This window comes from Methylobacterium sp. 1030, assembly GCF_040544715.1.
GTDB lineage: Bacteria > Pseudomonadota > Alphaproteobacteria > Rhizobiales > Beijerinckiaceae > Methylobacterium.
The window spans coordinates 210,136-231,282 of sequence record NZ_JBEPKM010000007.1 but is presented as its reverse complement, the minus strand read 5'-3'; the positions used below and the strand labels follow the sequence as shown (position 1 = coordinate 231,282).

The following is a 21,147-nucleotide window of genomic DNA, read 5'->3' as shown; positions in this document are numbered from 1 at the left end:
CTCAGCCCTCCCGTCCGTTCGGATCCGCGGCCGGGGCGAGCCCGGCGAGGTAGGTGGTGCGCGGCCGCGTGTTCAGGTGCCCGAGGAGCGCGTATTCCCGGGTGTCCCGTCGGGCGGCCGAGACCTGGCTCCCCGGGTCGGCGACGTTGCCGAAGGTGATCGCCCGGGTCGGGCAGGCGCCCTGGCAGGCGGTCTCGACGCTCCCGTCGGGGATCGGCGCGTGGGCGTCCTTGGCCGAGGTGATCCGCGCCGCCGTGATCCGCTGGATGCAGTAGGTGCACTTCTCCATCACGCCGCGGGACCGGACCGTGACCTCGGGGTTGCGCTGCTGCTGCTCCACCGGGGTCGTGCCGCCGGTATAGTCGCGGTAGTTGAAGCGCCGGACCTTGTAGGGGCAGTAGCTCTGGCAGGTCCGGGTGCCGACGCAGCGGTTGTAGACCTGCAGGTTCAGGCCCTCGCTGTCGTGGAGCGTCGCCTCGACGGGGCAGCCGAGTTCGCAGGGCGCCTGCTCGCAATGCATGCAGGGCACCGGCTGGAAATGCGTGGTCGGGGCGTCGAGGCCGCCCGCGTAGTAGCGGTCGACCCGCAGCCAGCCCATCCAGCGGCCGAGCGCGACCTCCTCGCGCCCGACCACGGGGATGTTGTTCTCCGCCTGGCAGGCGGTGACGCAGGCGTTGCAGCCGATGCAGGCATCGAGGTCGATGGCCATGCCCCACTGCGCGGCGACCCAGCGGTCCTGGCTCTCCGGGGGCGGGTAGAACGAGGCGGGGGTCGGCGCACCCTTCGGGTCGCCCGCGGGCGCGGCGCCGAGCGCCTGGACGCGCACGAGGTCCTGCCCCTCCATCGTGCCGAGGTGCTGGGTGGTCACCGGCTTGCGCACGCGGCCGGTCTTCGTCAGCCGTGCGCCGGCGAGGCGCCAGGTCGAACCGGCCGGGCGCAGGGGCGCGGAATCGTAGCCGAGGCCGCGGGCGAGGTGGTCCGGCACGTCGCGGCCGTAGCCCAGGGTGAGGGTGACGGTGTCGTCGGCCTGGCCGGGCAGGATCCAGGCCGGCCCCTCGACCGCGCGGCTGCCGGCCTCGACCCGCAGGATGTCGCCCGTCGCGATCCCCGAGCGCTCGGCGAGGCGCGGGCTCACCGCGACCACGTTCTCCCAGACCACCTTGGTCAGCGGCTTCGGGAGTTCCTGCAGCCACGCGAGGTCGGCGTGGGTGCCGTCCCAGATCGTCGGATCGGGCCGGAACAGCACCTCGACCTCGCCGGCGGACGCGGGCGATGGGCCGGCCGCGGGGGCCGCCGCCTGCGTCAGCGCGACGGTCTCGGCCGGGCGCGCGCTGCCCGCCCAGAAGCCGAGGCGCAAGGCCTCGGTGAAGCGGGCCTCGAAGGCCGCGTCGTCCTCGCCGGCGCTGCGCGCGCCCGCCTTGAGGAGGTCGAGGGCGTCCTGGCCGCTCTCCCCGCCCTCGCCGCCGGCCAGGAAGGCCAGCATCTCCGAGGGCGTCCGCCCGTTGTAGAGGGGCGCGACGGTCGGCTGGATCAGCCCCACGGTCCCGTCGAGGGACCGGATGTCGCCCCAGGATTCCAGCGGGTGGGCGGCGGGCAGGTGCCAGTCGGCGTGCGCGCCGGTCTCGTCGTAGTAGAGTCCCGCGTGGATCTTGAGCGGGACGCGCGCCATCCGGGCGGCAAAGTCGAGGGCGCCCGGCGCCTCGTAGACCGGGTTGGCGCCGAGCACGACGAGCGCCTTGACGGCACCCTGATCCATGGCCTCCGCGAGCTCCGCGAGGGTCCCGGCGCCCGTCTCCTCCGCGGGCGCCCTGTGGACCAGGGTCGTGCCGGTGTTGCTGAGGGCGCCGTTGAGGCGGTGGACCAGCGCGTGCAGTTCCGGGCTCGCGGTCAGGCCGGCGGTGACGATGCCGCTTCCCTGGGCCTCGGCGAGCGCCGTGCCGGCACCGCGCGTCCAGCGCGCGACGGGGTCGTCGCCCATCGGCGCCGCGCCGCCGGCGGCCAGGGCGAGGAGGTCCCGGGCGAGATTCTCCAGCCGGCCGGCCGGGACCGCGAGTCCGTAATCCGCTTTGGCGCTGGTCAGCGTCGGCGTCGGCGCCGCCGCGTGGAGGGTGAGGAGGCGCCCCTCCGCGTAGGCCGCGCGCCGCGCCTCGCTCCAGCGCCGCGCCAGGCCGACCTGGCCCGGCCCGAGGTCCAGGAAATCGCCGTCCAGCGCCACGATGGTGCGGGCGCGGCCGAAATCCGGGATGGTCTCCAGCGGCCGGCCGTAGGCCTGGCGGGCGCCCTCGTAGATCCCGCCGCGGCCGGCCCCGGCGCCGGTGTACCAGCGCAGAGCCGGGTAGGCGGCCCGCAGCCGCGCGATCTGGGCCGCCACGCCGGGCGACGTCACCGGGCCGGTGAGCAGGGCGAGACCCTCGCCCCGGCTCTCGCGCCAGCCCGGCATCCGCGCCTGGAGATCCGCCCGGAACGCCGGCCAGGAGCTCGGCCGCCCGAGATGCTGCACCGCCTGGGAGCGGAACGGGTCGTAGAGCCCGAGGACCGAAGCCTGAGCCAGCACGTCGGTGCCGCCGCGGCTCCAGGGATGCTCGGGGTTGCCCTCGATCTTCAGGGGGCGGCCGTTGCGGGTGGTGACCAGGATGCCGTTGCCGAAGCCGTCGAACACCGCCGAGGAGGCGTAGGACAGGTCCGTGCCGGGCACGATCCGCTCGGGCTGGTTGACGTAGGGCACCTCGTAGTCGCGGCCGCTGCCCCCGCCGCAGGCCGTGAGGCCGCCCAGCGCGAAGGAGGCGGCCATGAGCTTCAGGAAGCCGCGCCGCTCCGGGGCGGCGGCGAGCCGGGACGCCGACGGGAACTCGGCCGCCAGATAGGCGCGGAACTCGGGGCTGTCGGCCACGGCGTCGAGGCTGCGCCAGAAGCGCGGTCCGTCGCCGCCGGCGAGTTTCTCGCGCAGGGCCGCGATGTCGGGGGCGCCGGTCATCGGTGGCAGATCCCGCATTCGGTCAGCCGCTCCCCGCCGCGGATATGGTACTGGGCCACGAGCTTGGGGCCCAGACTCGCCTGATCGGCCGGCGGCTTCCAGGTCATGTTCCAGACCTGATCCGGCGTGCGGACGTACTTCTCCGGGGCCCGGTGGCAATCGAGGCAGAACTGCATCTCGAAGGCGTTGGCCCGGTAGGTCATCTGCATCGACGTGACGTCGCCGTGGCAGGTCGAGCAGCCGATCCCCTTCGTCACGTGGACGGAGTGGTTGTAGTAGACGTATTGCGGCAGCTTGTTCAGCCGCTTCCATTCCAGCGGCTTGTCCTGCGCGTAGCTGTCGCGCACCGGCTTGAGCATCTCGGAGCCGGTCCAGATCTGCGAGTGGCAGGTCATGCAGGTATGCGTCGGCGGGATGCCGGCGGTGGCCTCCCGGTCGACCGTGGTGTGGCAGTAGCGGCACTGGATGCCGAGCTCGCCGGAATGGTGCTTGTGGCTGAACGGCAGCGGCTGGGCCGGCGCGATCCCGACGCCCGTGACGTAGTTCGAGCGCACGATCCCGGCCGCCAGGACCGGGACGCCCACCAGGCAGGCCACGCCGGTCATCAGCGCGAGGCGGTAGAGCGCGTCGGCGCCGGGGGTGAACAGCTGCGCCATCAGGCCGTCCCGGACGTCGAGCCGGCCGTGCCGTGCCCTTCGGTCTGCTCAGCCCCTCGCCGCACGCGTCACCCCATCCTCTGGTCCCGCCCGAGATCGGCTGCGCCGGCACGCCCACGCGATGCGGTCCGGGCGGACGCGGCGACCGGACCTCGCGGCGCGCTCCGGATCGCGCCGCGTGCAGGGAATTGAACCTAGAGCGCTTCCAGACCAGGGCTAGAACTTGGATCAGTCCGGCCGACATGTCGCACGGGGCCGGGCCGCGCCGGCCGCCCTTTCCGCCGCGGCCCCGAAGGCCTATGCCGCGGACGGCGGCGGACCGCGGCGGACCCGCCCGATGCTGTCCGGAGACGCATGGAATCCGATCCTCTCCTCCTGACGTGGCGCGCCGCGCGGCCGCAGCACACCGTCGCGGCGGCCCTCGCGGTCGGGGTCGGCGCGCCGCTCTGCGCGCTCGCGCTCCTGTGCCTGCGCGACCTGATCGCGGTCCTGCCGCGCGACGAGGCGCCGATCCTCCCGTTCCTGCGCGTGGCGGCGGAGCTCCCGGGCCGGGAACTGGTGCTCGTCCCCGGCATCCCGATGCGCCCCGCCGAACTCGAACTCACGGCTTTCCTGTGCATCGCGGTCTGCGCGCTGGCGCTGGCGGGGGTCGGCTGGTTCGTGGCGCGCCTGTGCTTCAAGGCGCAGAACAGGGCCGGGGACGCCGTCCGCGAGGGCGTGCTGCAGGCGATCCTCGACGCCCCCGCGGGCGCGCGGGACGAGGCGCGCGGCCTCACCCGGATCGTCGGCGAGGTGCTGGCCCGGGCCGACCGCCTGCTGGCCGCCGGCATCGTGCTGCCGGCGATGACCCTCGCGGCCCTGATCCTGGCCCTCGGCTTCGCGGCGCTCGCCGCGCCCCGGCTGGTCCCCGCGGCGGTGATCGGCCTCGCGGCGATCGGCCTCGCCTACGGGCTGGTGCTCGAGCGCGCGCGCGACCGGCACGATCTGCGCCTGCGCTCGAGCGCGCGCGCCGAGGAGAGCCTGAACGACCTCGTCCGGCGGCTGCCCGCCGTGCGCAACCACGGCGCGGCGGCCATCGAGCGCCGCCGGATCGCCGCCCGCGTCGCCGCGATGCGGGCCAATGTCGGGCGCGCCGAGGCGCGGCTGGCCTATGCCCGGGCGCCGGCCCTGGCCCTGGCTGTGATCCTTCCGGCCATCGCCGCCGGCACCGCGCTGTGGCGCTCGGGACCGGGCCAGCCGCCCGCGGCCCCGGTGGATCCGGCCGCCCTCGTGGCGGCCGTGGGCGCCTTCGGCCTCGCCGGCTGGCTCGCGGCGATCTGCGCGCGGCTCTGGATGGTCCGCAGGTCGGTGCGCCCGCGCATGCGCGACCTCGCCCGCACCATCGCGGCCCTCGAGGGGCGGCGGGCCCGGGCCGCCCGCAGCGGCGCCGCCGCCCTGCCGCTGCCCCGGTCCGGGATCCTGGCCACCGAGGGCGTCGGCGCCTTCGATCCGGCCACAGGCGAGCGCCTGACCGGCGTCGACGTGGCCGTGTCGATGCCGGGGCACGTGGCGATCACGGGCAGCCGCGGCAGCGGCGCCCGCGCGCTGGCGGCGGTGCTGGCCGGCCAGGTCGAGCCGACGGCCGGCGCCGTCACCTACGCGGGGACGGACCTGCGCGACTTCGACGCCGCCGAGCGCGCCCGGCGGATCGCCTTCACGTCGGGCGAGGCGATCCTGATGGAGGGCTCGCTCCGGCAGAACCTGCTCTACGGCACCGATCCGGCGACCGCGCCCGACGACATCGCGCTGATCGGGATCAGCCGGCTCACCGGCCTCGACGGCTTCGTGTACGCCCGCGGGCTGACCGGGCGGCTCGACCCGGCCGCCCAGCCGCGGCTCGCCGCCGCGATCGTCGCCGCGCGCCGGACCATGCGGGTGGCGCTGGCCGCCAAGGGCGCCGAGCGCCTCGTCGAGCCCTTCGACCCCGACCGCTACAACAACCAGGCGAGCATCGGCGAGAACATCCTGTTCGGCGAGCCGGTGGGCGGCACCTTCGCGCCCCTGCGCTTCGCCCGCCACCCCTACCTGCGGGCGGTCCTGGAGGCCGAGGGGCTGGTCCGGCCGCTCACCGAGATCGGCCTGTCGGTGGCCCGCAGCACGGTGGAGATCTTCGCCGACCTGCCCAACGACCACCCCCTGTTCGACGCCTACTCGCTGTTCCAGGCGGCCGAGCGGGGCTATTTCGAGGATCTCGTGGCGCGCCTGCCCGGGGCGGCGAGCCTGCGGCGGGGACCGGCGGGCCAGCGCGACCGCGCGCGGCTGATCGGCCTCGCGCTGCGCTACAACGAGTCCCGCCACCGCTTCGGCCTGATCGACGGCCCGTTCGAGGAGCGCCTCGTGCAGGCGCGCCGGTCCTTCGCCCGGATGCTGCCGGCCCACCTCGCCGGCGCAGTGGTCTTCCACGATCCCTCGCGGGTCAATCCGGCCGCGAGCCTGGAGGAGAACCTGCTGTTCGGCCGGATCAGCCTCGGCGAGGCCAATGCCGAGCCGCGGGTGCGCGAACTGGTGCGCCGGGTGCTGGCCGACGAGGGCCTCGAGGCCTCGGTCTACGGCCTCGGCCTCGACAGCAAGGTCGAGATCCAGCCCAGCACCGGGGCGCTGGCGGACGGCGCGATCAACGCCCGCGAGCGGGTGGCGATCGAGCTGAGCCGGTGCCTCGCCCGCGACCCCGACATCCTCGTGGTGGCGGTCGCGATGGACGAGCGGAAGGCCGAGGGCGCGCGCGAGCGTCTCGCCCAGCTGCGGCAGGCGCGGGCCGGGCGCGGCCTCATCGTCTTCCTGTCCGAGACGGGCCTCGCCGAGTGCGCCGCGCCGTTCGACGCGGTGATCGCCGTGGAGAACAGCGCGGTCGTCGCGCCCGTGCCGGCGGATGCCGAGCGCGAGCCGGAACCCGCGGCCTGAGGGGAACCGGCGGCGACGCCCGTCCGCGGGGGAGGGGGCGCCTCCGCGGAGCGACGGGCGGTGCGACAGGCGGGGCGACGGGCGGACCGGACGCGCAGCCTCACGGCCGCCGCAATACTCCGTCAGGTCGCGAGGCCGCGCCCGTCCGGCAGCCATCCCGGCCGATCCAGCGCGGACGGTTCATGCCCCTGTCGACCTCGCTTCCCCTCGCCGCCGGCCTCGTTCTGCTGGCCCTCGCAGGCCCGGCCGCCGCGCAGGCGGGCAAGGCCGAGGCGCCGATTCCGGCCGCGACCCTCGCGCTGATGGCGCAGAAGGGCGTGACGGCCGCCTCGCCGGTCCTGTTCCGGGCCTACAAGAAGGAATCGGAGATCGAGGTCTGGAAGAAGGGCGCCGCGGGCTACGTCTACATCAAGACCTTCCCGATCTGCCGCTGGTCCGGCCAGCTCGGGCCCAAGCGCAAGACCGGCGACCGTCAGACCCCGGAGGGGTTCTACGCCGTGCCCCGGCGCCAGATGAACCCGAACTCGCACTACTATCTGTCCTTCGACGTCGGCTATCCCAACGCCTACGACCGGGCCCATGGCGGCACCGGCTCCGCCGTGATGGTGCACGGGATCTGCTCGTCCATGGGCTGCTTCGCCATGACCAACGGCACGGTCGGCGAGATCTACGCCATCGCCCGGGACGCGCTGAACGGCGGGCAGGCGGCCTTCCAGTTCCAGTCCTACCCGTTCCGGATGACGGCCGAGAACATGGCCCGCCACCGGACCGATCCCAACATCGCCTTCTGGCGGGAGCTCAAGGCCGGCTCCGACCGGTTCGAGGCCAGCCGGGAGGAGCTGCAGGTCTCGGTCGTCGCGGGCCGGTACGCCTTCGCGCCCGCCCGGGATCCCGCCGTCGAGGCGGCCGTCACCACACGCCGGGCGGTCGAGGAGGCGCGGATGGCCGCGCTCGCCGAGGCGGGCGAGCCCGCCGTGCGCACCACCTATTCCGACGGCGGGCAGAACGCCTTCTGGGCGGCCTACACGGCCCGGGGCGGCGCGGTGGGGGACATCAGCCGGCCGGAGGCCCTGGCCTTCGCCGGGCAGGAGGTGGTGGTCGTGCCGGGCCATCGCGTCCATCGCCCGGTGCCCGAGACGGTCTGGGCCGGCTGGGCCGCGCCCGGATCGGGCCTGTCGCCGCGGCAGATGGCGGGCTTCGTGCCGGTCTACGAGCGGGCGCCCGACCCGTTCGGGGCCCTGGTCGCGCCGCTCCCGACGCGGTACAGCGACGCACTCCCGTCCTGGCTGGCCGCGGGACTCGCCGGATCGGCGACCGGCCGCCCGATTCTGGCCGGGTCGCCGGCCGGTCTCCTGGCCGCCGCGGAGCCTCTCTGAGCATGCGAAGGCCCTTCGCGGCGGCCCGTGCGTGTGCGCGGACGCACATCACGACCGCGTGCGGCACACCAATTCATGATACGGCAGGGGATGAGCGGTACACCTGCTCCGTCGGCCTGCCGTATTCAAAGCTACCTTCCCGGAACGGCGACGGGGTTTCGATCATAAGTGATCGGGACCGACTGTCCGCGGATTCGTGATCGCCATGTCGAACAGTTCCGAGCCGACCATCCTGGCGGCCGACCAGGACCTCGCACTGCGCTTCTGGGGCGTCCGCGGCTCGACGCCCGTCAGCGGCCCGCAATACGCCGAGTTCGGCGGCAGCACGCCCTGCATCGAGGTGCGGTGCGGCCAGCGCATGTTCATCGTCGACGCGGGCTCGGGCATCTACAACCTCGGGCAGGGTCACCGGACCGATCTGCCCCAGGAAGTCGACCTGCTGTTCAGCCACCTGCATCTCGACCACACCGCGGGTCTGCCCTTCTTCAAGCCGGCGGTCCTCGATCCCGACCGGGTGATCAACACCTATTGCGGCAACCTCGGCGGCGAATCGGCCGGGCCGACCCTCGACCGCCTGTTCGCGCCGCCGCTCTTCCCGGTTACGCTCGACAAGCTGTGCTGCACCTTCCACCACCACGGCTTCGAGGCGGGCCAGACCCTGGCCTTCCCGGACGGCACACGCGTCGCCACGATCCTGCTGAATCATCCGCAGGGATCGGTCGGCTACCGGTTCGAGCACGGCGGCCGACGCCTGTGCCTGATCAGCGACATCGAGCACAGCGACCCGTGGCCGGATCCGGAGCTCGCCGCCTTCGTCGCCGACGCCGACCTGATGGTCTACGACGGCATGTTCACCGACGGGGAATATCCGACCTGCCGGGGCTGGGGGCACTCGACCTGGCAGAAGGGCGTGGAGCTCGCCCGGAACGCCGGCGTGAAGGCGCTCGGGATCATCCACCTGCACCCGGCCCATTCCGACACGGCGCTGCGCGACATGGAGGCCGACCTCCAGGCCGAGATGCCGACGGCGTTCATCGCGCGCGAGCGCCAGAGCCTCATCGTCGGCGCCCCGCGGGCGGTCAGCGGCCGGCCGAGCGCGCGCCCGGCCGTGGCGCGGGAGATGCGCCGCCGAATCAAGGTCGCCTGAGGCCGGGCGTCAGACGGAGCGCCGTCGGCGCGTCCGGCTGTACCGGGCCCAGGTGAACAGCACGAACAGCGCGACGCCGATGATCAGGATGCTCCAGCCGTAGTTGCTGACGAGCTGCGCGTCGATCGGGTGGCCGACGTACCCGAGCGCCACCAGCAGACCGAGCACCGCGATCGCCGCGGAAACGAGCATCCCTACAATCATCGAAGTCCCCGGCGCGTCCCATCCGCGCGATTCGGCAGGGCCGTATGGTGGGGAAGAATGCACGGCGGCGGCACCCGTTCCAGCCCCGTGATCAGCCTCCCGCGAGCCGGCGCGCGGTCCCTCGGCCGCGATCATCCGCCCCGCGCTGTTCACCGGAATGGCGCGGCGGCGCATTCGGCGGCTCCCATCGCGCCGAAGTTAGGCTAAGTAGGCCGCCTGACGGCGCCCCGAGGCGCGCGAGGAGCTCGAGACCACGGCGATGAGCGGCCAAGACAACACGACGGCGTCCGCGACGGCGCACACCAGCGAGCAGACGCATTCCGCCGCCGCGCCCGGACCCCTGCGCCCGCAGGACCAGCTCGTGACGATCTACGGCGGCTCCGGCTTCCTGGGCCGGCACGTGGTGCGGGCGCTGGCCAAGCGCGGCTACCGGATCCGCGTCGCGGTGCGCCGGCCGGACCTCGCGCTGTTCCTGCAGCCGCTCGGCAAGGTCAACCAGATCGTCGCCGTCCAGGCGAACCTGCGCTACCCCGATTCGGTGGCCCGGGCCGCCGAGCGGTCGGACGTGCTGATCAACCTCGTCGGCATCCTGCAGGAGACCGGCTCCCAGAGCTTCGCGCGGCTGCAGGTCGACGGGGCCGAGGCGATCGCCCGCGCCGCCGCGCGCCAGGGCGCGCGGATGATCCAGGTCTCGGCGATCGGCGCCGATCCGGCCTCGCCGTCGCTCTACGCGCGCACCAAGGCCGAGGGCGAGGCGCGGGTCTTCGCCGCCTGCCCGGACGCGGTGGTGTTCCGGCCCTCGCTGATCTTCGGGCCGGGCGACAGCTTCTTCAACCGCTTCGCCGGCCTCGCCCGGGCGCTCCCGGTCCTGCCGCTCGCCGGCGGCCAGTCCCGCTTCCAGCCGGCCTTCGTGGGCGACGTCGCCGAGGCGATCGCCCGCGCGGTCGACGGCACCCTGGCGCCCGGCAAGGTCTACGAGCTCGGCGGCCCGGAGGTGGGCACGCTGGAGCATTTCGTGCGCTACATGCTGAAGACGATCCGGCGGAAGCGGGTCGTCGTGGACCTGCCCGTGCCGGCGGCCAAGCTCCAGGCCCGCATGCTGGAGATCGCCGACACGCTGACCTTCGGCCTGCTGCCGGATTCGCTGAAGCTGACCCGCGATCAGGTCACCCTGCTCCAGAACGACAACGTCGTCTCGGAGGCCGCCAAGGCCGAGGGCCGGACCTTCGAGGGGATCGGGATCACGCCGACCGCCGCGGAGGCGGTGGTGCCGGGCTATCTCTGGACCTTCCGCAAGGCGGGCCAGTTCGCGACCGATCGCGACGAGGAAGTTCTGTCCGAGGTGCCCGACACGCTGGCGTCGCAGCCCCTGGCGGCCGGCTCGCAGCACCGGCCGAAGACCGCCTCCGGCCCGGCGATCGGCGCCGATGCCGGCAGCTCACCGGGGGCCGGGCAGGGCAGCATGGGCGTGCGCTGGGGAACCCGGAACCCGGGCTAGGTGACGCTCCCCGCCCGGATCGCGCCGTGAGCGCGCCCTCTCCCCACGGGTCCGGCGGCCCGGCCCCGCGGCGCATCCTCGTCACCGGGGCGGCCGGTTTCGTGGGCGGCCACGTCCTGCCGCTCCTGGCGGGGGCGACGGCGGGGTCGACGGCGGAGTCGGCGGCGCGGGCGGGCGACTGCGTGGCCGGGATCGGGCGGGGGCGGTCGCCGCGCCTGCCGGACGGCGTCACCTACGCGGCGATCGACCTCCTCGACGAGGCCGCGCTCGGCGGCTTCGTGGCGCGGTTCCGGCCGACCGCGATCCTGCACCTGGCGGGCCTCGCCTCGGTGGCGGATTCTGCGAGCGGCCCGGGCCAGACGTGGCGGGTCAACGTCAACGGCCTGATGAACCTCGTGGCCGCGGTGGAGGCGGTGCCGGGCTGCACCTTCTTCTTCGTCAGTTCCGGCGAGGTCTACGGCAGCGCGTTCCTCGCCGGCCACGCCCTCAGCGAGGCGGTCGAGCCCCTGCCGCGCAACACCTACGCCCGGTCGAAGTGGGTCGGCGAGCAGCTGCTCCGCGACCTGCTGCCCCGCATCGGCGTGAAGCTCGTCGTGCTGCGGCCGTTCAACCATATCGGTCCCGGCCAGGACGAGCGCTTCGTCGTGGCCTCCTTCGCGGGACAGATCGCCCGGATCGAGGCCGGCCTCGTGCCGCCCTGCCTGGAGGTCGGCAACCTCTCGTCCTACCGCGACTTCCTCGACGTCGCCGACGTGGCGAACGCCTACGCCGACCTGATCGGCCGCGCGGACTCCCTCGCGGACGGGAGCGTGTTCAACATCAGCTCGGGCCAGCCGCGGACGATCGCCAGCGTCCTCGAGGACCTGCGCGCGCGAGCCCGGGTCCCCTTCGAGATCCGCATCGCCCCGGAGCGGGTGCGGCCGACCGAGATCCCCCTGGCCGCGGGCGATGCCGGCCGCCTCCACGCCGCCACCGGCTGGCAGCCGCGGGTCTCGTGGGACGCGGCCCTGACCCGGGTTCTGGACGACGCGCGGGCGCGGCTCGCGGACGCGCGCGAGACCCGCTGAGACGCCGGGTCCCGCGCGAAGCGGCGCTCAGCGCTCCGCGACGCCGATCAGGGCAGTGGAGGGGATCGGCAGGACGGGTCGATCGCCCGCCATGCGCCGCGCCTCCGCGATCACCGCGGCCCGGTCGTCCGCGCTCAGGTCGACCCAGTCCGGCGACAGGCCGAACACCGTGTCGGGGTCGTCCAGAAGGGCGACGTCGAGCGCGTAGTCGAAGGTCACCCGGTCGATCCGGGGAGCCGCGTACCCGGCCGCGACCAGCTCCCGGGTGAACCCGGCCGGATCGCCGAGCGCCCGCACCCCGTCGGGCATCGCCCGGCTCTCGCGTTCGGGGAACAGCCGGCGGCGGATCTCGCCGAGCAGCAGGAACGTCGCCGCGCCCTGGTCCTGCCAGGTCGCCACGACGCCCCGCCCCCCGGGCCGCGTCACGCGCGCCATCTCGGCGAGGCCCTTCCGCCAGTCGGGGAACATGATCACCCCGAAGATCGAGAACACCGCGTCGAAGCCGCCGTCAGGCAGGTCGAGGGCTTGGCCGTCCATGACCCGCGCGTCGACGTTGGGCAGGGCCGCCCCGGCAATGCGCGCGACCATGCCGGGCGCGAAATCGACCGCGAGGACCTGCGCCCCCGTCCGCGCCGCGGCCAGCGCCAGGGCACCGGTGCCGGCCGCGACGTCGAGGACGCGGCTTCGCCCGGTCAGCGGCACCCGCGCGAGCGCCGCCTCCGCGAAGCGCGCGGTGAACGGGTGGGCGGTCGTCGCGTAGTGCTCGGCGACCTTGTCCCACCGATCGGGGTTCTCGAACTCGCGCACCGCTGGGCTCCACTCCATCACGCAACTTGATAAGTATCGTGATCCGGCACGGTTGCCAATCCCGGGCCCGGTGTGATGGATCGGCGGGTGCGCACCGACAGCCGCCTCTCCCGGACGCTCCATGTGCTGCTTCACATGGCGCGCCACGACGGACCGATGACGTCCGAAGCGATCGGGCGGATGCTCGGGACGAACCCCGTGGTCGTCCGCCGGACGATGGCGGGGCTCAGAACCGCGGGCTACGTGAAATCCGAGAAGGGGCACGGCGGCGGATGGTCCATCGCGGCGGACCTGAACGCGGTCTCGCTGCTCGACGTCCACCGCGCGGTCGGCGGCCCCCGCATCTTCGCGATCGGCAGCGATCGCGCGAACCCGGCCTGCGCGGTCGAGAAGGTCGTCAACGCGGCGGTCGAGGACACGCTGCGCGAGGCCGAGGCGCTCCTGGTCGCGCGGCTCGGCTCCGTCAGCCTCGCCGAACTCGCGCGAAGCTTCGACGCCCAGTGCCAGCCCGAGGGGCAGTCGGACGCCTCGATCTGCGCCTGACGGCGGGCGGTTGCCGCGGCGACGCTCAGGCGCCATCCTCGGCATCGACGCGGACCAGCACGAGATGATCGGCCATGGGCCTACTGGACGGATTGCTCGGACACGGCTCGGCCGTCGACGCGGCCTCCCTGGAGCGCCGGCTCGACGGCATCCTGATCGAGGGCGAGTCGGCGCGGCTCGCCTTCAAGATCATCCGGGACGTGTTCGTGTTCACCGAGCGCCGCGTCATCCTGATCGACGTCCAGGGCGTGACCGGCAGCAAGGTCGAGTTCCTGTCGGTGCCGTACCGCGCGATCGTGCGCTTCTCGGTCGAGACCGCCGGCACGTTCGACCTCGACGCCGAGTTGAAGATCTGGGTCTCGGGGGCGGCGGAGCCGATCCAGCGCACCCTGAAGAAGGGCGCGGATGTCCGGGGCATCCAGCGGGCCCTCGCCGAGGGCGTGCTGCGCTAGCCCGGGGCGCGCGCCGGCGGGCGGCGGCAGCCTAGCGGACCACGCCCTTCGCCCGCAGCGCGTCGCGCGCGGCCTCGGGGTAGTCCAGGTGCTCGGCCAGGATCTCGGCGCTCGAATCCCCGAGACCGGGCGGCATGCGCCGCACCGGCAGCCGGCGGCCGTTGAGCCGGTAGGGCGGGGCGATGACGTGGGCGTTCGCGGAGGCCGCCTCCGGTGCCGCGACCACCAGCCCGGCCTCCCGGGCGCGGTCGCAGGTGAGCGCCTCGCGCAGGCCCATCACCTCGCCGCAGGGGATGCCCGCCGCCCGCAGCCGGGCGATCAGCGGCGCGCGCTCCCACTTGGCGAGCTCGGCCTCCAGCACGGGGATGAAGGCGGCGCGGTTGCGCGACCGGTCGAGGTTGGTGGCGAAGCGCGGGTCGGCGACCCAGTCCGGCCGCTCCAGCACCTGCTCGCAGAAGCGGCGGTACTGCCCGTTGTTGCCGACCGTGATCACCACCGGCCCGTCGCCGGCCTCGAACACCCCGTAGGGCACGATCGACGGGTGGGCGTTGCCGTAGCGGGGCGGATCGATCCCCCGGGCGAGCGCCTCCAGGCCGTAATAGGAGGTCAGCGCCACGCCGCAATCGAACAGGGCGAGGTCGACGGTCCGGCCGCGCCCGGTCCGCTCCCGCTGGTACAGGGCGGCCAGCACGGCCTGGGCGGCGAACTGGCCGGTGAACAGGTCGACCGCCGCGACCCCGAACTTGAGGGGCGGTCCCCCGGCCTCGCCGTTGAGCGCCATCACGCCGGATTCGCCCTGGACCACGAGGTCGTAGCCGGGCCGGCTGGCCTCGGAGCCGTCGGAGCTGTAGCCGGCGATCGAGCAGTAGATCAGGCCGGAATTCTCCGCCGACAGGTCCGCGTAGCCGAGGCCGAGCTTCTCGGCCCCGCCGGTCTTGAAGTTCTGGACCAGCACATCGCTCTCGCGGGCGAGCGCCTTGACGATCGCCAGCCCCTCCGGCGTGGCGAGGTCGACGCCGATCGAGCGCTTGTTGCGGTTCACGCTGTCGAAATACGAGGTGTTGCCGGGGCTCGTCGGCACGCCCCAGTCGCGGGTGTCGTCGCCGCGCTCCGGGTGCTCGACCTTGATCACGTCGGCGCCGAGATCGCCCAGCACCTGCGCGCACCAGGGCCCGGCCAGGACCCGGGACAGGTCGAGGACGCGGATTCCGGCGAGCGGCAGGTCGGCAACGGCATCCATCGCGATGGTCCTCAGGCTCCCATGACGCCGTCGAGGCTGCGCACGGCGTCGATCAGTCTCGGGCGCGCCACCTCCAGGAGGAAGCGCGCGTCGGTGATGACGGTGGGGGCACCGCAATTGACCGACATGGGCGGCAGCCCGCCGCCGGGATGGAACCCCACCGCGATGGCGCAGACCGTCTCCTGCCACTCGCCGAACGAGGTGCAGCAGCCGAGTTCCCGGTGCTCCTCCACCGCCCGGTCGAGGCCGGCGCGCAGCACCGGCCAGGCCACGGGATCCAGCGCCTTCAGGTCCTCGTAGATGCCCGCGCGCTCCCGGTCCGGGCAGACCGCGACGTAGGCGCGGCCCATGGCGCTGCGGGCCAGCGAGATGCGCGAGCCGGTGTCGAGGTTGAGCGAGATCGCCGCCGGGCCGCGCTGGCAGTCGACGTAGCGCATGCTGAGCCGGTCCCGCACCCCGAGGCCGACCGAGGCGTTGGCCGCCTCCGCGACCGCGCGCAGCACCGGCCGGGCGATGGCGCGGACGTCGAGGCCGCCCAGGGCGGCCGAGCTCAGCGCGATGGTGGCGGTGCCGAGGCGGTAGCGGCCGAGTTCGGGCATGTGCTGCAGGTAGCCGAGCTTGGTCAGCGTGTAGGTCAGCCGCGACACGGTGGAGCGCGGCAGGCCGCAGGCCTCCGCGATGTCGTGGTTGGCGAGGCTCGTGCGCCCCGGGCCGAAGCAGGCGAGCACCGACAGCCCCCGGGCCAGGGCCGTGACGAAGTGCCGGTCCTCCTTCGCGCCGGCGCCGGCCGCGTCGGGCTCGGCTGTGTCGAGCCCGATGTCGGATCCGGCGCGCGGGCCGGCCTCTACCTCCATCCGCCCGCTCATCGGCGCAGGAACGCCGCGAAGGCCGCCTGCGCCGCCGGACCGCGGCGGAGGGCGTGGAAGACCTCCGCCTCGGCGTCGAGGGCGCGGGCGACGCTGTCGTCGTGGCCGCGCCGCAGCGCCTGCTTGGTGGCGGCGATCGAGACCCGGGGCAGGGCGGCGAGCGCGCGCGCCTTGGCGAGTGCGGTCTCCAGGGCCGTCCCGGCCGGGACGGCGGCGTTGATGAGGCCGGCCGCGGCGGCGTCCGCGGCCGTGAAGGGCTCGCCGAGCATCAGCAGCTCGGCGGCGCGTTTCGATCCCGCCACCAGGTGCAAAAGGTAGCTCGACCCGCCCTCCGGGCTGAGGCCCAGGGCCGTGAAGGGCAGGCGGAACCGTGCCCCGTCCCCCGCGTAGGCGAGGTCGCAGTGGAGCAGCAGCGTCGTGCCGATGCCGACCGCGTGGCCCTCCACGGCGGCCACGACCGGGAGCGGGCAGGCGCGCAGGGCCTTGAGGAAGGTGAGGCCGGGACTGTCGCCCCCGGTCTCGACGTCCTGGAAATCCTTGAGATCGTTGCCGGCGGTGAAGCATTCGCCCGCGCCGGTGAGGACCAGGGCGCGCACCTCCGCGTCCCGTCCCGCGGCCTCCAGGGCGCCGGTCAGGCCCGCGTAGGTCGCCCGGTCGAGGGCGTTGCGCCGCTCCGGCCGGTCGATCGTGACGAGCCGGATCCCGGGCTCCGGATCGGCGAGGCGGACGCTCACGGAACGGCCCCGCCGTCGCGGTCTGCAACGTAGTCCGCGGCGTAGTCCGCGGAGGTGCCGGCCGTCCGCGCTCGCGCCGCCGCGTATTCCCGGGCGAGCCGGGCGACGAGGTCGGCGGTCGCCGGCGCGTCCGCGATGGTGCCGACACCCTGGCCGGCACCCCAGACGTCGCGCCACGCCTTCACGCTGGCGCTGCCGAAGTCCATCGCGGTCTTGTCGCGCACCGGCAGGGCCTCGGGATCGAGCCCGGCGGCGCGGATGCTCGGCGTCAGGTAGTTGCCCGGAACGCCGGTGAAGTAGGGGGTGTAGAGGATGTCGGCGGCGGCGCTGCCAGCGATCATGTCCTTGTAGGCCGCCGCCGCGTTCGCCTCCCGGGTGGCGATGAAGCGGGTGCCCATGTAGGCGAGGTCGGCGCCCATGGCCTGGGCCGCCAGGATCGCGGAGCCCGAGGTGATCGCCCCCGACAGGATCAGCGGCCCGTCGTAGAACCGCCGGATCTCGCCCACCAGGGCGAAGGGGCTCAGTGTCCCCGCGTGCCCGCCCGCCCCGGCGCAGACCAGGATCAGCCCGTCGACGCCGGCCTCCAGCGCCTTCTCGGCGTGGCGGACATTGGTGACGTCGTGGAACACCACCCCGCCATAGGCGTGGACCGGGCGGATCACCGCGTCCGGCGCCCGCAGCGAGGTGATGATGATCGGCACTCGGTGCCGGACGCAGGCCTCGACATCCTGCGCCAGCCGGTCGTTGGAGGCGTGGACGATCTGGTTCACCGCGAACGGCGCGATCCGCCGCGACGGGTCGGCGGCGCGGGCCTGCGCGAGCGTCTGCGTGATCCGCGCGAGCCACGCGTCGAGGAGTTCGGCCGGCCGGGCATTCAGCGCGGGGAAGGAGCCGACAACCCCGGACAGGCACTGGGCGATGACCAGCTCCGGGCCGGAGACGATGAACATCGGGGCGCAGATCACCGGCAGGGCGAGCCGGCCGCGCAGGATCTCGGGCAGGCGCCCGCCCGGGTCGCGCTCGGGACCGTCGCTCACCGCCCGCTCCCCTCTGCCGGAACCCGCGCCGGACAGCCGCTCCCGGGCCGCTCGCCCCGATCCTTGCCGTGCACCGCGATCCTCCCCCGTGCCTCCGGCGGCCCGGCCTTCGCGCGCCGGGCGGCGTCCGCAACCGAGTCTCGTTCAGGGCCGTTGTGATGGCATGGCCCCGGGCCGCGGGTCAAACGGCCGAGGCGATACTTTTCTGCATTGCAGAACAGTTGGCCGCACCCCGATGACAGACCTTGCCCGTCCTTGACGCTGGCGGGCACTCGGACCAACATCCCGACGAAATGCGGACACTTATTCTGCATTGCAGAACAACAGGGAGTATCGGGTGGTTCGTCAGGAGGTCGACGGCGGCGTGGCCGTGCTCACGCTCGCCAACCCGCCGGTCAACGCGCTGGGCGCCGCGCTGCGGGCGGCCCTCGACGAGGCCCTGACGAAGGCCCTCGCGGACGCGTCGGTCCGGGCCGTCGTCCTGGCCGCGGAGGGCAAGGTGTTCGTCGGCGGCGCCGATATCGGCGAGTTCGGCAAGCCGCAGCGCCCGCCGAGCCTGCCGGACATCCTGGACCGGCTCGACGCCAGCCCGAAGCCGGTGGTGGCGGCGATCGGCGGCGCGGCCCTCGGCGGCGGCCTGGAGCTGGCGATGGCCTGCCACGGCCGCGTCGCGGCCCCGTCGGCCCGGATCGGCCTGCCGGAGATCAAGCTCGGGATCATCCCGGGGGCGGGGGGCACGCAGCGCCTGCCGCGCCTGATCGGGCCCGACGCCGCCTTCCCGATGATGCTCACCGGCGAGCCGGTCTCCGCCGAGACGGCGGCGGCGCTGGGCATCGTGGACGCCGTGGTGCTCGGCGACCTCGTCGCGGAAGCGCGCACCCGCGCCCTGGAACTCGCCGATTCCGGCGCCCTGCCGCGGGTGCGCGACCGGTCCGAGACGCTGACGCCGGAGGCGCGGGAAAAATTCGAGGCGCAGGCCGCCGAGGCGGTGAAGCGCGATCCCGACGCCACCAACGTCCACGCCCTGGCGCGGGCGGTGCGCGCCGGCCTGGAGCAGGATTTCGATGCCGCCGTGGCGGTGGAGCGGGCCGAGTTCCGCGCCCTGGTGGAGGATCCGCGCTCGAAGGCCCTGCGCTACGCCTTCTTCGCCGAGCGCGAGGCCGGCCGGGTGCCCGGCCTGCCGAAGGACACGCCGCGCCGCCCCGTCCGCACGGCCGCGGTGATCGGCGCCGGCACGATGGGCGGCGGCATCGCCATGTGCTTCGCCAATGCCGGGATCCCCGTGACGGTGATCGAGACGGAAGAGGGCGCCCTGGCGCGCGGCCTCGACCGGGTGAGGGGGCTCTACGCCGGCTCGGCCAAGCGCGGCTCGATCACCGAGGCTCAGCGCGACGAGCGGGTCGGCCGGATCACGGGGGCGCTCGGCCTGGAGAACGCCGGGGAGGCCGACATCGTCGTCGAGGCGGCCTTCGAGGACATGGGCGTCAAGCGCGAGATCTTCTCCAAGCTCGACCAGGTCGCCAAGCCCGGCGCGATCCTGGCCACCAACACCTCCTACCTCGACGTGAACGCCATCGCGGCGGTGACGGGCCGGCCGCAGGACGTGCTCGGCCTGCACTTCTTCAGCCCGGCCAACGTCATGCGCCTCGTGGAGGTGGTCCGTGCGGAGAGAACCGCGCCGGACGTGCTGGCCACCGCGCTGGACCTGGGCAAGCGCCTCAACAAGCTGCCGGTGACGGTGGGCGTCTGCTTCGGCTTCGTGGGCAACCGGATGCTGGAGCGCCGCAGCCGGGCCGGCGAGCGGCTGCTGCTCGAGGGCGCGCTGCCGCACGAGGTCGACGCGGCGGTCACTGGCTTCGGCTTCCGGATGGGGCCTTTCGCCATGGCTGACCTCGCCGGGCTCGATATCGGCTGGCGCTCGCGCAAGGATTTCGGCGGTCGGGCGCCGGTGGCTGACTCGCTCGCCGAGCAGGGCCGGTTCGGCCAGAAGACCGGACGCGGCTTCTACCTTTACCCGGACGGCGCCCGCGCCGGCACGCGCGACCCGGAGGTGGAGGCGCTGATCGCGCGCGTCGCCGCCGAGCACGGCGTCGCGCGCCGCAGCTTCACGGCCGACGAGATCGTCGCGCGGCTCATGTACCCGATGGTCAACGAGGGCGCGCGGATCCTGGAGGAGGGCATCGCGGCCCGGCCCGGCGACATCGATACGATCTGGATCAACGGCTACAATTGGCCCGCCTGGCGCGGCGGCCCGATGCACTGGGCCGACACGGTCGGATTGAAGACCGTCGCCGAAGCCTTGTCGCGCTTCGCGGCAGAGACCGGCGACGACAGCCAGGAGCCGGCGCCGCTCCTGAAGAAGCTCGCCGCCGAGGGCGGCAGCTTCGCCGGCCTGAAGAACGCTTGAGCGGGAGAGCGATCATGACCGACGCGGTGATCGTCTCGACCGCCCGCACGCCCATCGGCAAGGCGCATCGCGGCGCGCTGAACCTCACCCGCGGCGCCGACCTCGCGGCCCACGCGATCCGCGGCGCCCTGGACCGGGCGCTCCTGGAGCCCGCGGCCGTCGAGGAGGTGGTGCTCGGCTGCGGCTATCCCGAGAACGCCACGGGCGGCAACGTCGCCCGCCACGCGGCCCTGGTGGCGGGGATCCCGGTCGAGTCGGCCGGCGTCACGGTCTCGCGCTTCTGCGCCTCGGGCCTGGAGGCGATCGCCAGCGCGGCGCGCCGGATCATCCTCGACGGCGTGCCGGTGGCGGTGGCCGGCGGCGTCGAGTCGATCAGCCTCGTCCAACCGAAGGTCCAGCGGGAGCTGACCCGCAACGCCTGGCTGGAGGCGCATCTGCCGGCGATCTACATGCCGATGATCGAGACCGCCGACATCGTGGCGGAGCGCTATCGGATCTCCCGGGAGGCGCAGGACCACTTCGCCCTGGAGAGCCAGCGACGGACCGCGGCGGCGCAGGAACGCGGGCTGTTCGACGACGAGATCGTCCCGATGAGCGCCGTCATGGCGGTGACCGACAAGGCCACCGGCGAGACCCGGGAGGTCGAGACGCGGCTCGCCAAGGACGAGGGCAACCGCCCGGACACGAATCTGGAGGGGCTGTCCAAGCTCAAGCCCGTGCGCGGGGAGGGGGCCTTCATCACGGCGGGCAATGCCAGCCAGCTCTCGGACGGCGCCTCGGCCAGCGTGCTGATGTCGGCCGACGAGGCGGCGCGGCGGGGCCTCACCCCACTCGGCACTTTCCGGGGCTTCGCCTCCGCGGGCTGCGGGCCGGACGAGATGGGCATCGGCCCGGTCTTCGCGGTGCCGCGGCTCCTCGAGCGGCAGGGCCTGCGCGTCTCCGACATCGACCTGTGGGAGCTGAACGAGGCCTTCGCGTCCCAATCGGTCTACTGCCGCGACACGCTCGGGATCGACCCCGAGAAGGTCAACGTCAACGGCGGCGCCATCGCGGTCGGCCACCCGTTCGGCATGTCGGGGGCGCGGCTCGTGGGCCACGCCCTGCTGGAGGGCCGCCGCCGCGGCGCGCGCTACGCCGTCGTGACCATGTGCGTCGCCGGTGGCCAGGGTTGCGCCGGCCTGTTCGAGATCGGAGGCTGA

General features: G+C 74.0%; 17 protein-coding genes. 9 read left to right on the top strand and 8 right to left on the bottom strand.

Features of this window, described 5'->3' with window-relative positions:
* Position 1: 1 nt before the first annotated feature.
* Positions 2 to 2,974 carry a TAT-variant-translocated molybdopterin oxidoreductase gene (locus ABIC30_RS12340; RefSeq protein WP_354455236.1) on the bottom strand — a complete coding sequence of 991 codons (2,973 nt, stop codon included), beginning with the start codon at positions 2,972 to 2,974 and terminating at the stop codon, positions 2 to 4.
* Entirely contained in the window at positions 2,971 to 3,630 is a 660-nt protein-coding gene (locus tag ABIC30_RS12335; protein WP_020092384.1) for a cytochrome c3 family protein, read from the bottom strand. The genes ABIC30_RS12340 and ABIC30_RS12335 overlap by 4 nt, the downstream gene beginning before the upstream one ends.
* A gap of 354 nt (positions 3,631 to 3,984) precedes the next feature.
* Between ABIC30_RS12335 and ABIC30_RS12330 the strand changes: the two genes are divergently transcribed.
* The 3 genes from ABIC30_RS12330 (at position 3,985) to ABIC30_RS12320 (ending at position 9,093) form a co-directional block, all read left to right on the top strand.
* Positions 3,985 to 6,570 (top strand): ABC transporter ATP-binding protein, encoded by a 2,586-nt coding sequence (locus ABIC30_RS12330; protein ID WP_354455235.1) that lies wholly within the window; start codon positions 3,985 to 3,987, stop codon positions 6,568 to 6,570.
* Between the two features lie 182 nt (positions 6,571 to 6,752).
* A complete protein-coding gene (locus ABIC30_RS12325; protein ID WP_020092386.1) occupies positions 6,753 to 7,946 on the top strand; it encodes a L,D-transpeptidase family protein in 1,194 nt (397 codons plus the stop codon).
* Positions 7,947 to 8,151: 205 nt separating this feature from the next.
* Positions 8,152 to 9,093, top strand: coding sequence for an MBL fold metallo-hydrolase (locus tag ABIC30_RS12320; RefSeq protein WP_020092387.1), 942 nt, complete (start codon positions 8,152 to 8,154; stop codon positions 9,091 to 9,093).
* A gap of 9 nt (positions 9,094 to 9,102) precedes the next feature.
* Here the strand turns inward: ABIC30_RS12320 and ABIC30_RS12315 are convergent, their stop codons facing one another.
* Positions 9,103 to 9,285 carry a hypothetical protein gene (locus ABIC30_RS12315; protein ID WP_020092388.1) on the bottom strand — a complete coding sequence of 61 codons (183 nt, stop codon included), beginning with the start codon at positions 9,283 to 9,285 and terminating at the stop codon, positions 9,103 to 9,105.
* Between the two features lie 271 nt (positions 9,286 to 9,556).
* Here ABIC30_RS12315 and ABIC30_RS12310 point away from each other — a divergent pair, with 271 nt between their 5' ends.
* Both ABIC30_RS12310 and ABIC30_RS12305 read left to right on the top strand, forming a co-directional pair.
* The gene (locus tag ABIC30_RS12310; protein WP_020092389.1) at positions 9,557 to 10,795 is read left to right on the top strand and encodes a complex I NDUFA9 subunit family protein; all 1,239 of its coding nucleotides are present in this window, start codon (positions 9,557 to 9,559) and stop codon (positions 10,793 to 10,795) included.
* A gap of 26 nt (positions 10,796 to 10,821) precedes the next feature.
* Entirely contained in the window at positions 10,822 to 11,862 is a 1,041-nt protein-coding gene (locus ABIC30_RS12305) for a GDP-mannose 4,6-dehydratase (protein ID WP_354455233.1), read from the top strand.
* A 27-nt stretch (positions 11,863 to 11,889) separates the two neighbouring features.
* Here ABIC30_RS12305 and ABIC30_RS12300 read toward each other — a convergent pair whose 3' ends face one another.
* The gene (locus ABIC30_RS12300; RefSeq protein ID WP_354455231.1) at positions 11,890 to 12,669 is read right to left on the bottom strand and encodes a class I SAM-dependent methyltransferase; all 780 of its coding nucleotides are present in this window, start codon (positions 12,667 to 12,669) and stop codon (positions 11,890 to 11,892) included.
* A gap of 87 nt (positions 12,670 to 12,756) precedes the next feature.
* Between ABIC30_RS12300 and ABIC30_RS12295 the strand changes: the two genes are divergently transcribed.
* Both ABIC30_RS12295 and ABIC30_RS12290 read left to right on the top strand, forming a co-directional pair.
* Positions 12,757 to 13,212 (top strand): Rrf2 family transcriptional regulator, encoded by a 456-nt coding sequence (locus tag ABIC30_RS12295; protein WP_354455229.1) that lies wholly within the window; start codon positions 12,757 to 12,759, stop codon positions 13,210 to 13,212.
* Between the two features lie 74 nt (positions 13,213 to 13,286).
* Positions 13,287 to 13,664: a PH domain-containing protein gene (locus ABIC30_RS12290; RefSeq protein WP_354455227.1), complete on the top strand. Its 378-nt coding sequence runs from the start codon at positions 13,287 to 13,289 to the stop codon at positions 13,662 to 13,664.
* A gap of 31 nt (positions 13,665 to 13,695) precedes the next feature.
* Here ABIC30_RS12290 and ABIC30_RS12285 read toward each other — a convergent pair whose 3' ends face one another.
* Genes ABIC30_RS12285 through ABIC30_RS12270 form a run of 4 tightly spaced genes read right to left on the bottom strand, consistent with a single transcriptional unit; the run spans position 13,696 to position 17,541 of the window.
* Positions 13,696 to 14,904 (bottom strand): CaiB/BaiF CoA transferase family protein, encoded by a 1,209-nt coding sequence (locus ABIC30_RS12285; RefSeq protein WP_354455225.1) that lies wholly within the window; start codon positions 14,902 to 14,904, stop codon positions 13,696 to 13,698.
* Between the two features lie 11 nt (positions 14,905 to 14,915).
* Positions 14,916 to 15,758 (bottom strand): IclR family transcriptional regulator, encoded by an 843-nt coding sequence (locus ABIC30_RS12280; protein ID WP_354455223.1) that lies wholly within the window; start codon positions 15,756 to 15,758, stop codon positions 14,916 to 14,918.
* Positions 15,759 to 15,766: 8 nt separating this feature from the next.
* Positions 15,767 to 16,504: an enoyl-CoA hydratase-related protein gene (locus ABIC30_RS12275; RefSeq protein WP_354455221.1), complete on the bottom strand. Its 738-nt coding sequence runs from the start codon at positions 16,502 to 16,504 to the stop codon at positions 15,767 to 15,769.
* Positions 16,501 to 17,541, bottom strand: coding sequence for an NAD(P)H-dependent flavin oxidoreductase (locus tag ABIC30_RS12270; RefSeq protein WP_132368676.1), 1,041 nt, complete (start codon positions 17,539 to 17,541; stop codon positions 16,501 to 16,503). The genes ABIC30_RS12275 and ABIC30_RS12270 overlap by 4 nt, the downstream gene beginning before the upstream one ends.
* Before the next feature lie 337 nt (positions 17,542 to 17,878).
* On the opposite strand from ABIC30_RS12270, the gene ABIC30_RS12265 reads away from it, so the two are divergent.
* A complete protein-coding gene (locus ABIC30_RS12265; protein WP_354455219.1) occupies positions 17,879 to 19,948 on the top strand; it encodes a 3-hydroxyacyl-CoA dehydrogenase NAD-binding domain-containing protein in 2,070 nt (689 codons plus the stop codon).
* 14 nt (positions 19,949 to 19,962) lie between these two features.
* A complete protein-coding gene (locus tag ABIC30_RS12260) occupies positions 19,963 to 21,147 on the top strand; it encodes an acetyl-CoA C-acyltransferase (protein ID WP_354455217.1) in 1,185 nt (394 codons plus the stop codon).

Excerpts from the sequence above, each read along its gene's own strand:
- ABIC30_RS12260 (WP_354455217.1), top strand. The coding sequence starts at position 19,963 with ATGACCGACGCGGTGATCGTCTCGACCGCCCGCACGCCCATCGGCAAG.
- ABIC30_RS12280 (WP_354455223.1), bottom strand. The coding sequence starts at position 15,758 with ATGGAGGTAGAGGCCGGCCCGCGCGCCGGATCCGACATCGGGCTCGAC.
- ABIC30_RS12330 (WP_354455235.1), top strand. The coding sequence starts at position 3,985 with ATGGAATCCGATCCTCTCCTCCTGACGTGGCGCGCCGCGCGGCCGCAG.
- ABIC30_RS12340 (WP_354455236.1), bottom strand. The coding sequence starts at position 2,974 with ATGACCGGCGCCCCCGACATCGCGGCCCTGCGCGAGAAACTCGCCGGC.
- ABIC30_RS12285 (WP_354455225.1), bottom strand. The coding sequence starts at position 14,904 with ATGGATGCCGTTGCCGACCTGCCGCTCGCCGGAATCCGCGTCCTCGAC.
- ABIC30_RS12325 (WP_020092386.1), top strand. The coding sequence starts at position 6,753 with ATGCCCCTGTCGACCTCGCTTCCCCTCGCCGCCGGCCTCGTTCTGCTG.
- ABIC30_RS12310 (WP_020092389.1), top strand. The coding sequence starts at position 9,557 with ATGAGCGGCCAAGACAACACGACGGCGTCCGCGACGGCGCACACCAGC.
- ABIC30_RS12320 (WP_020092387.1), top strand. The coding sequence starts at position 8,152 with ATGTCGAACAGTTCCGAGCCGACCATCCTGGCGGCCGACCAGGACCTC.
- ABIC30_RS12290 (WP_354455227.1), top strand. The coding sequence starts at position 13,287 with ATGGGCCTACTGGACGGATTGCTCGGACACGGCTCGGCCGTCGACGCG.
- ABIC30_RS12335 (WP_020092384.1), bottom strand. The coding sequence starts at position 3,630 with ATGGCGCAGCTGTTCACCCCCGGCGCCGACGCGCTCTACCGCCTCGCG.
- ABIC30_RS12315 (WP_020092388.1), bottom strand. The coding sequence starts at position 9,285 with ATGCTCGTTTCCGCGGCGATCGCGGTGCTCGGTCTGCTGGTGGCGCTC.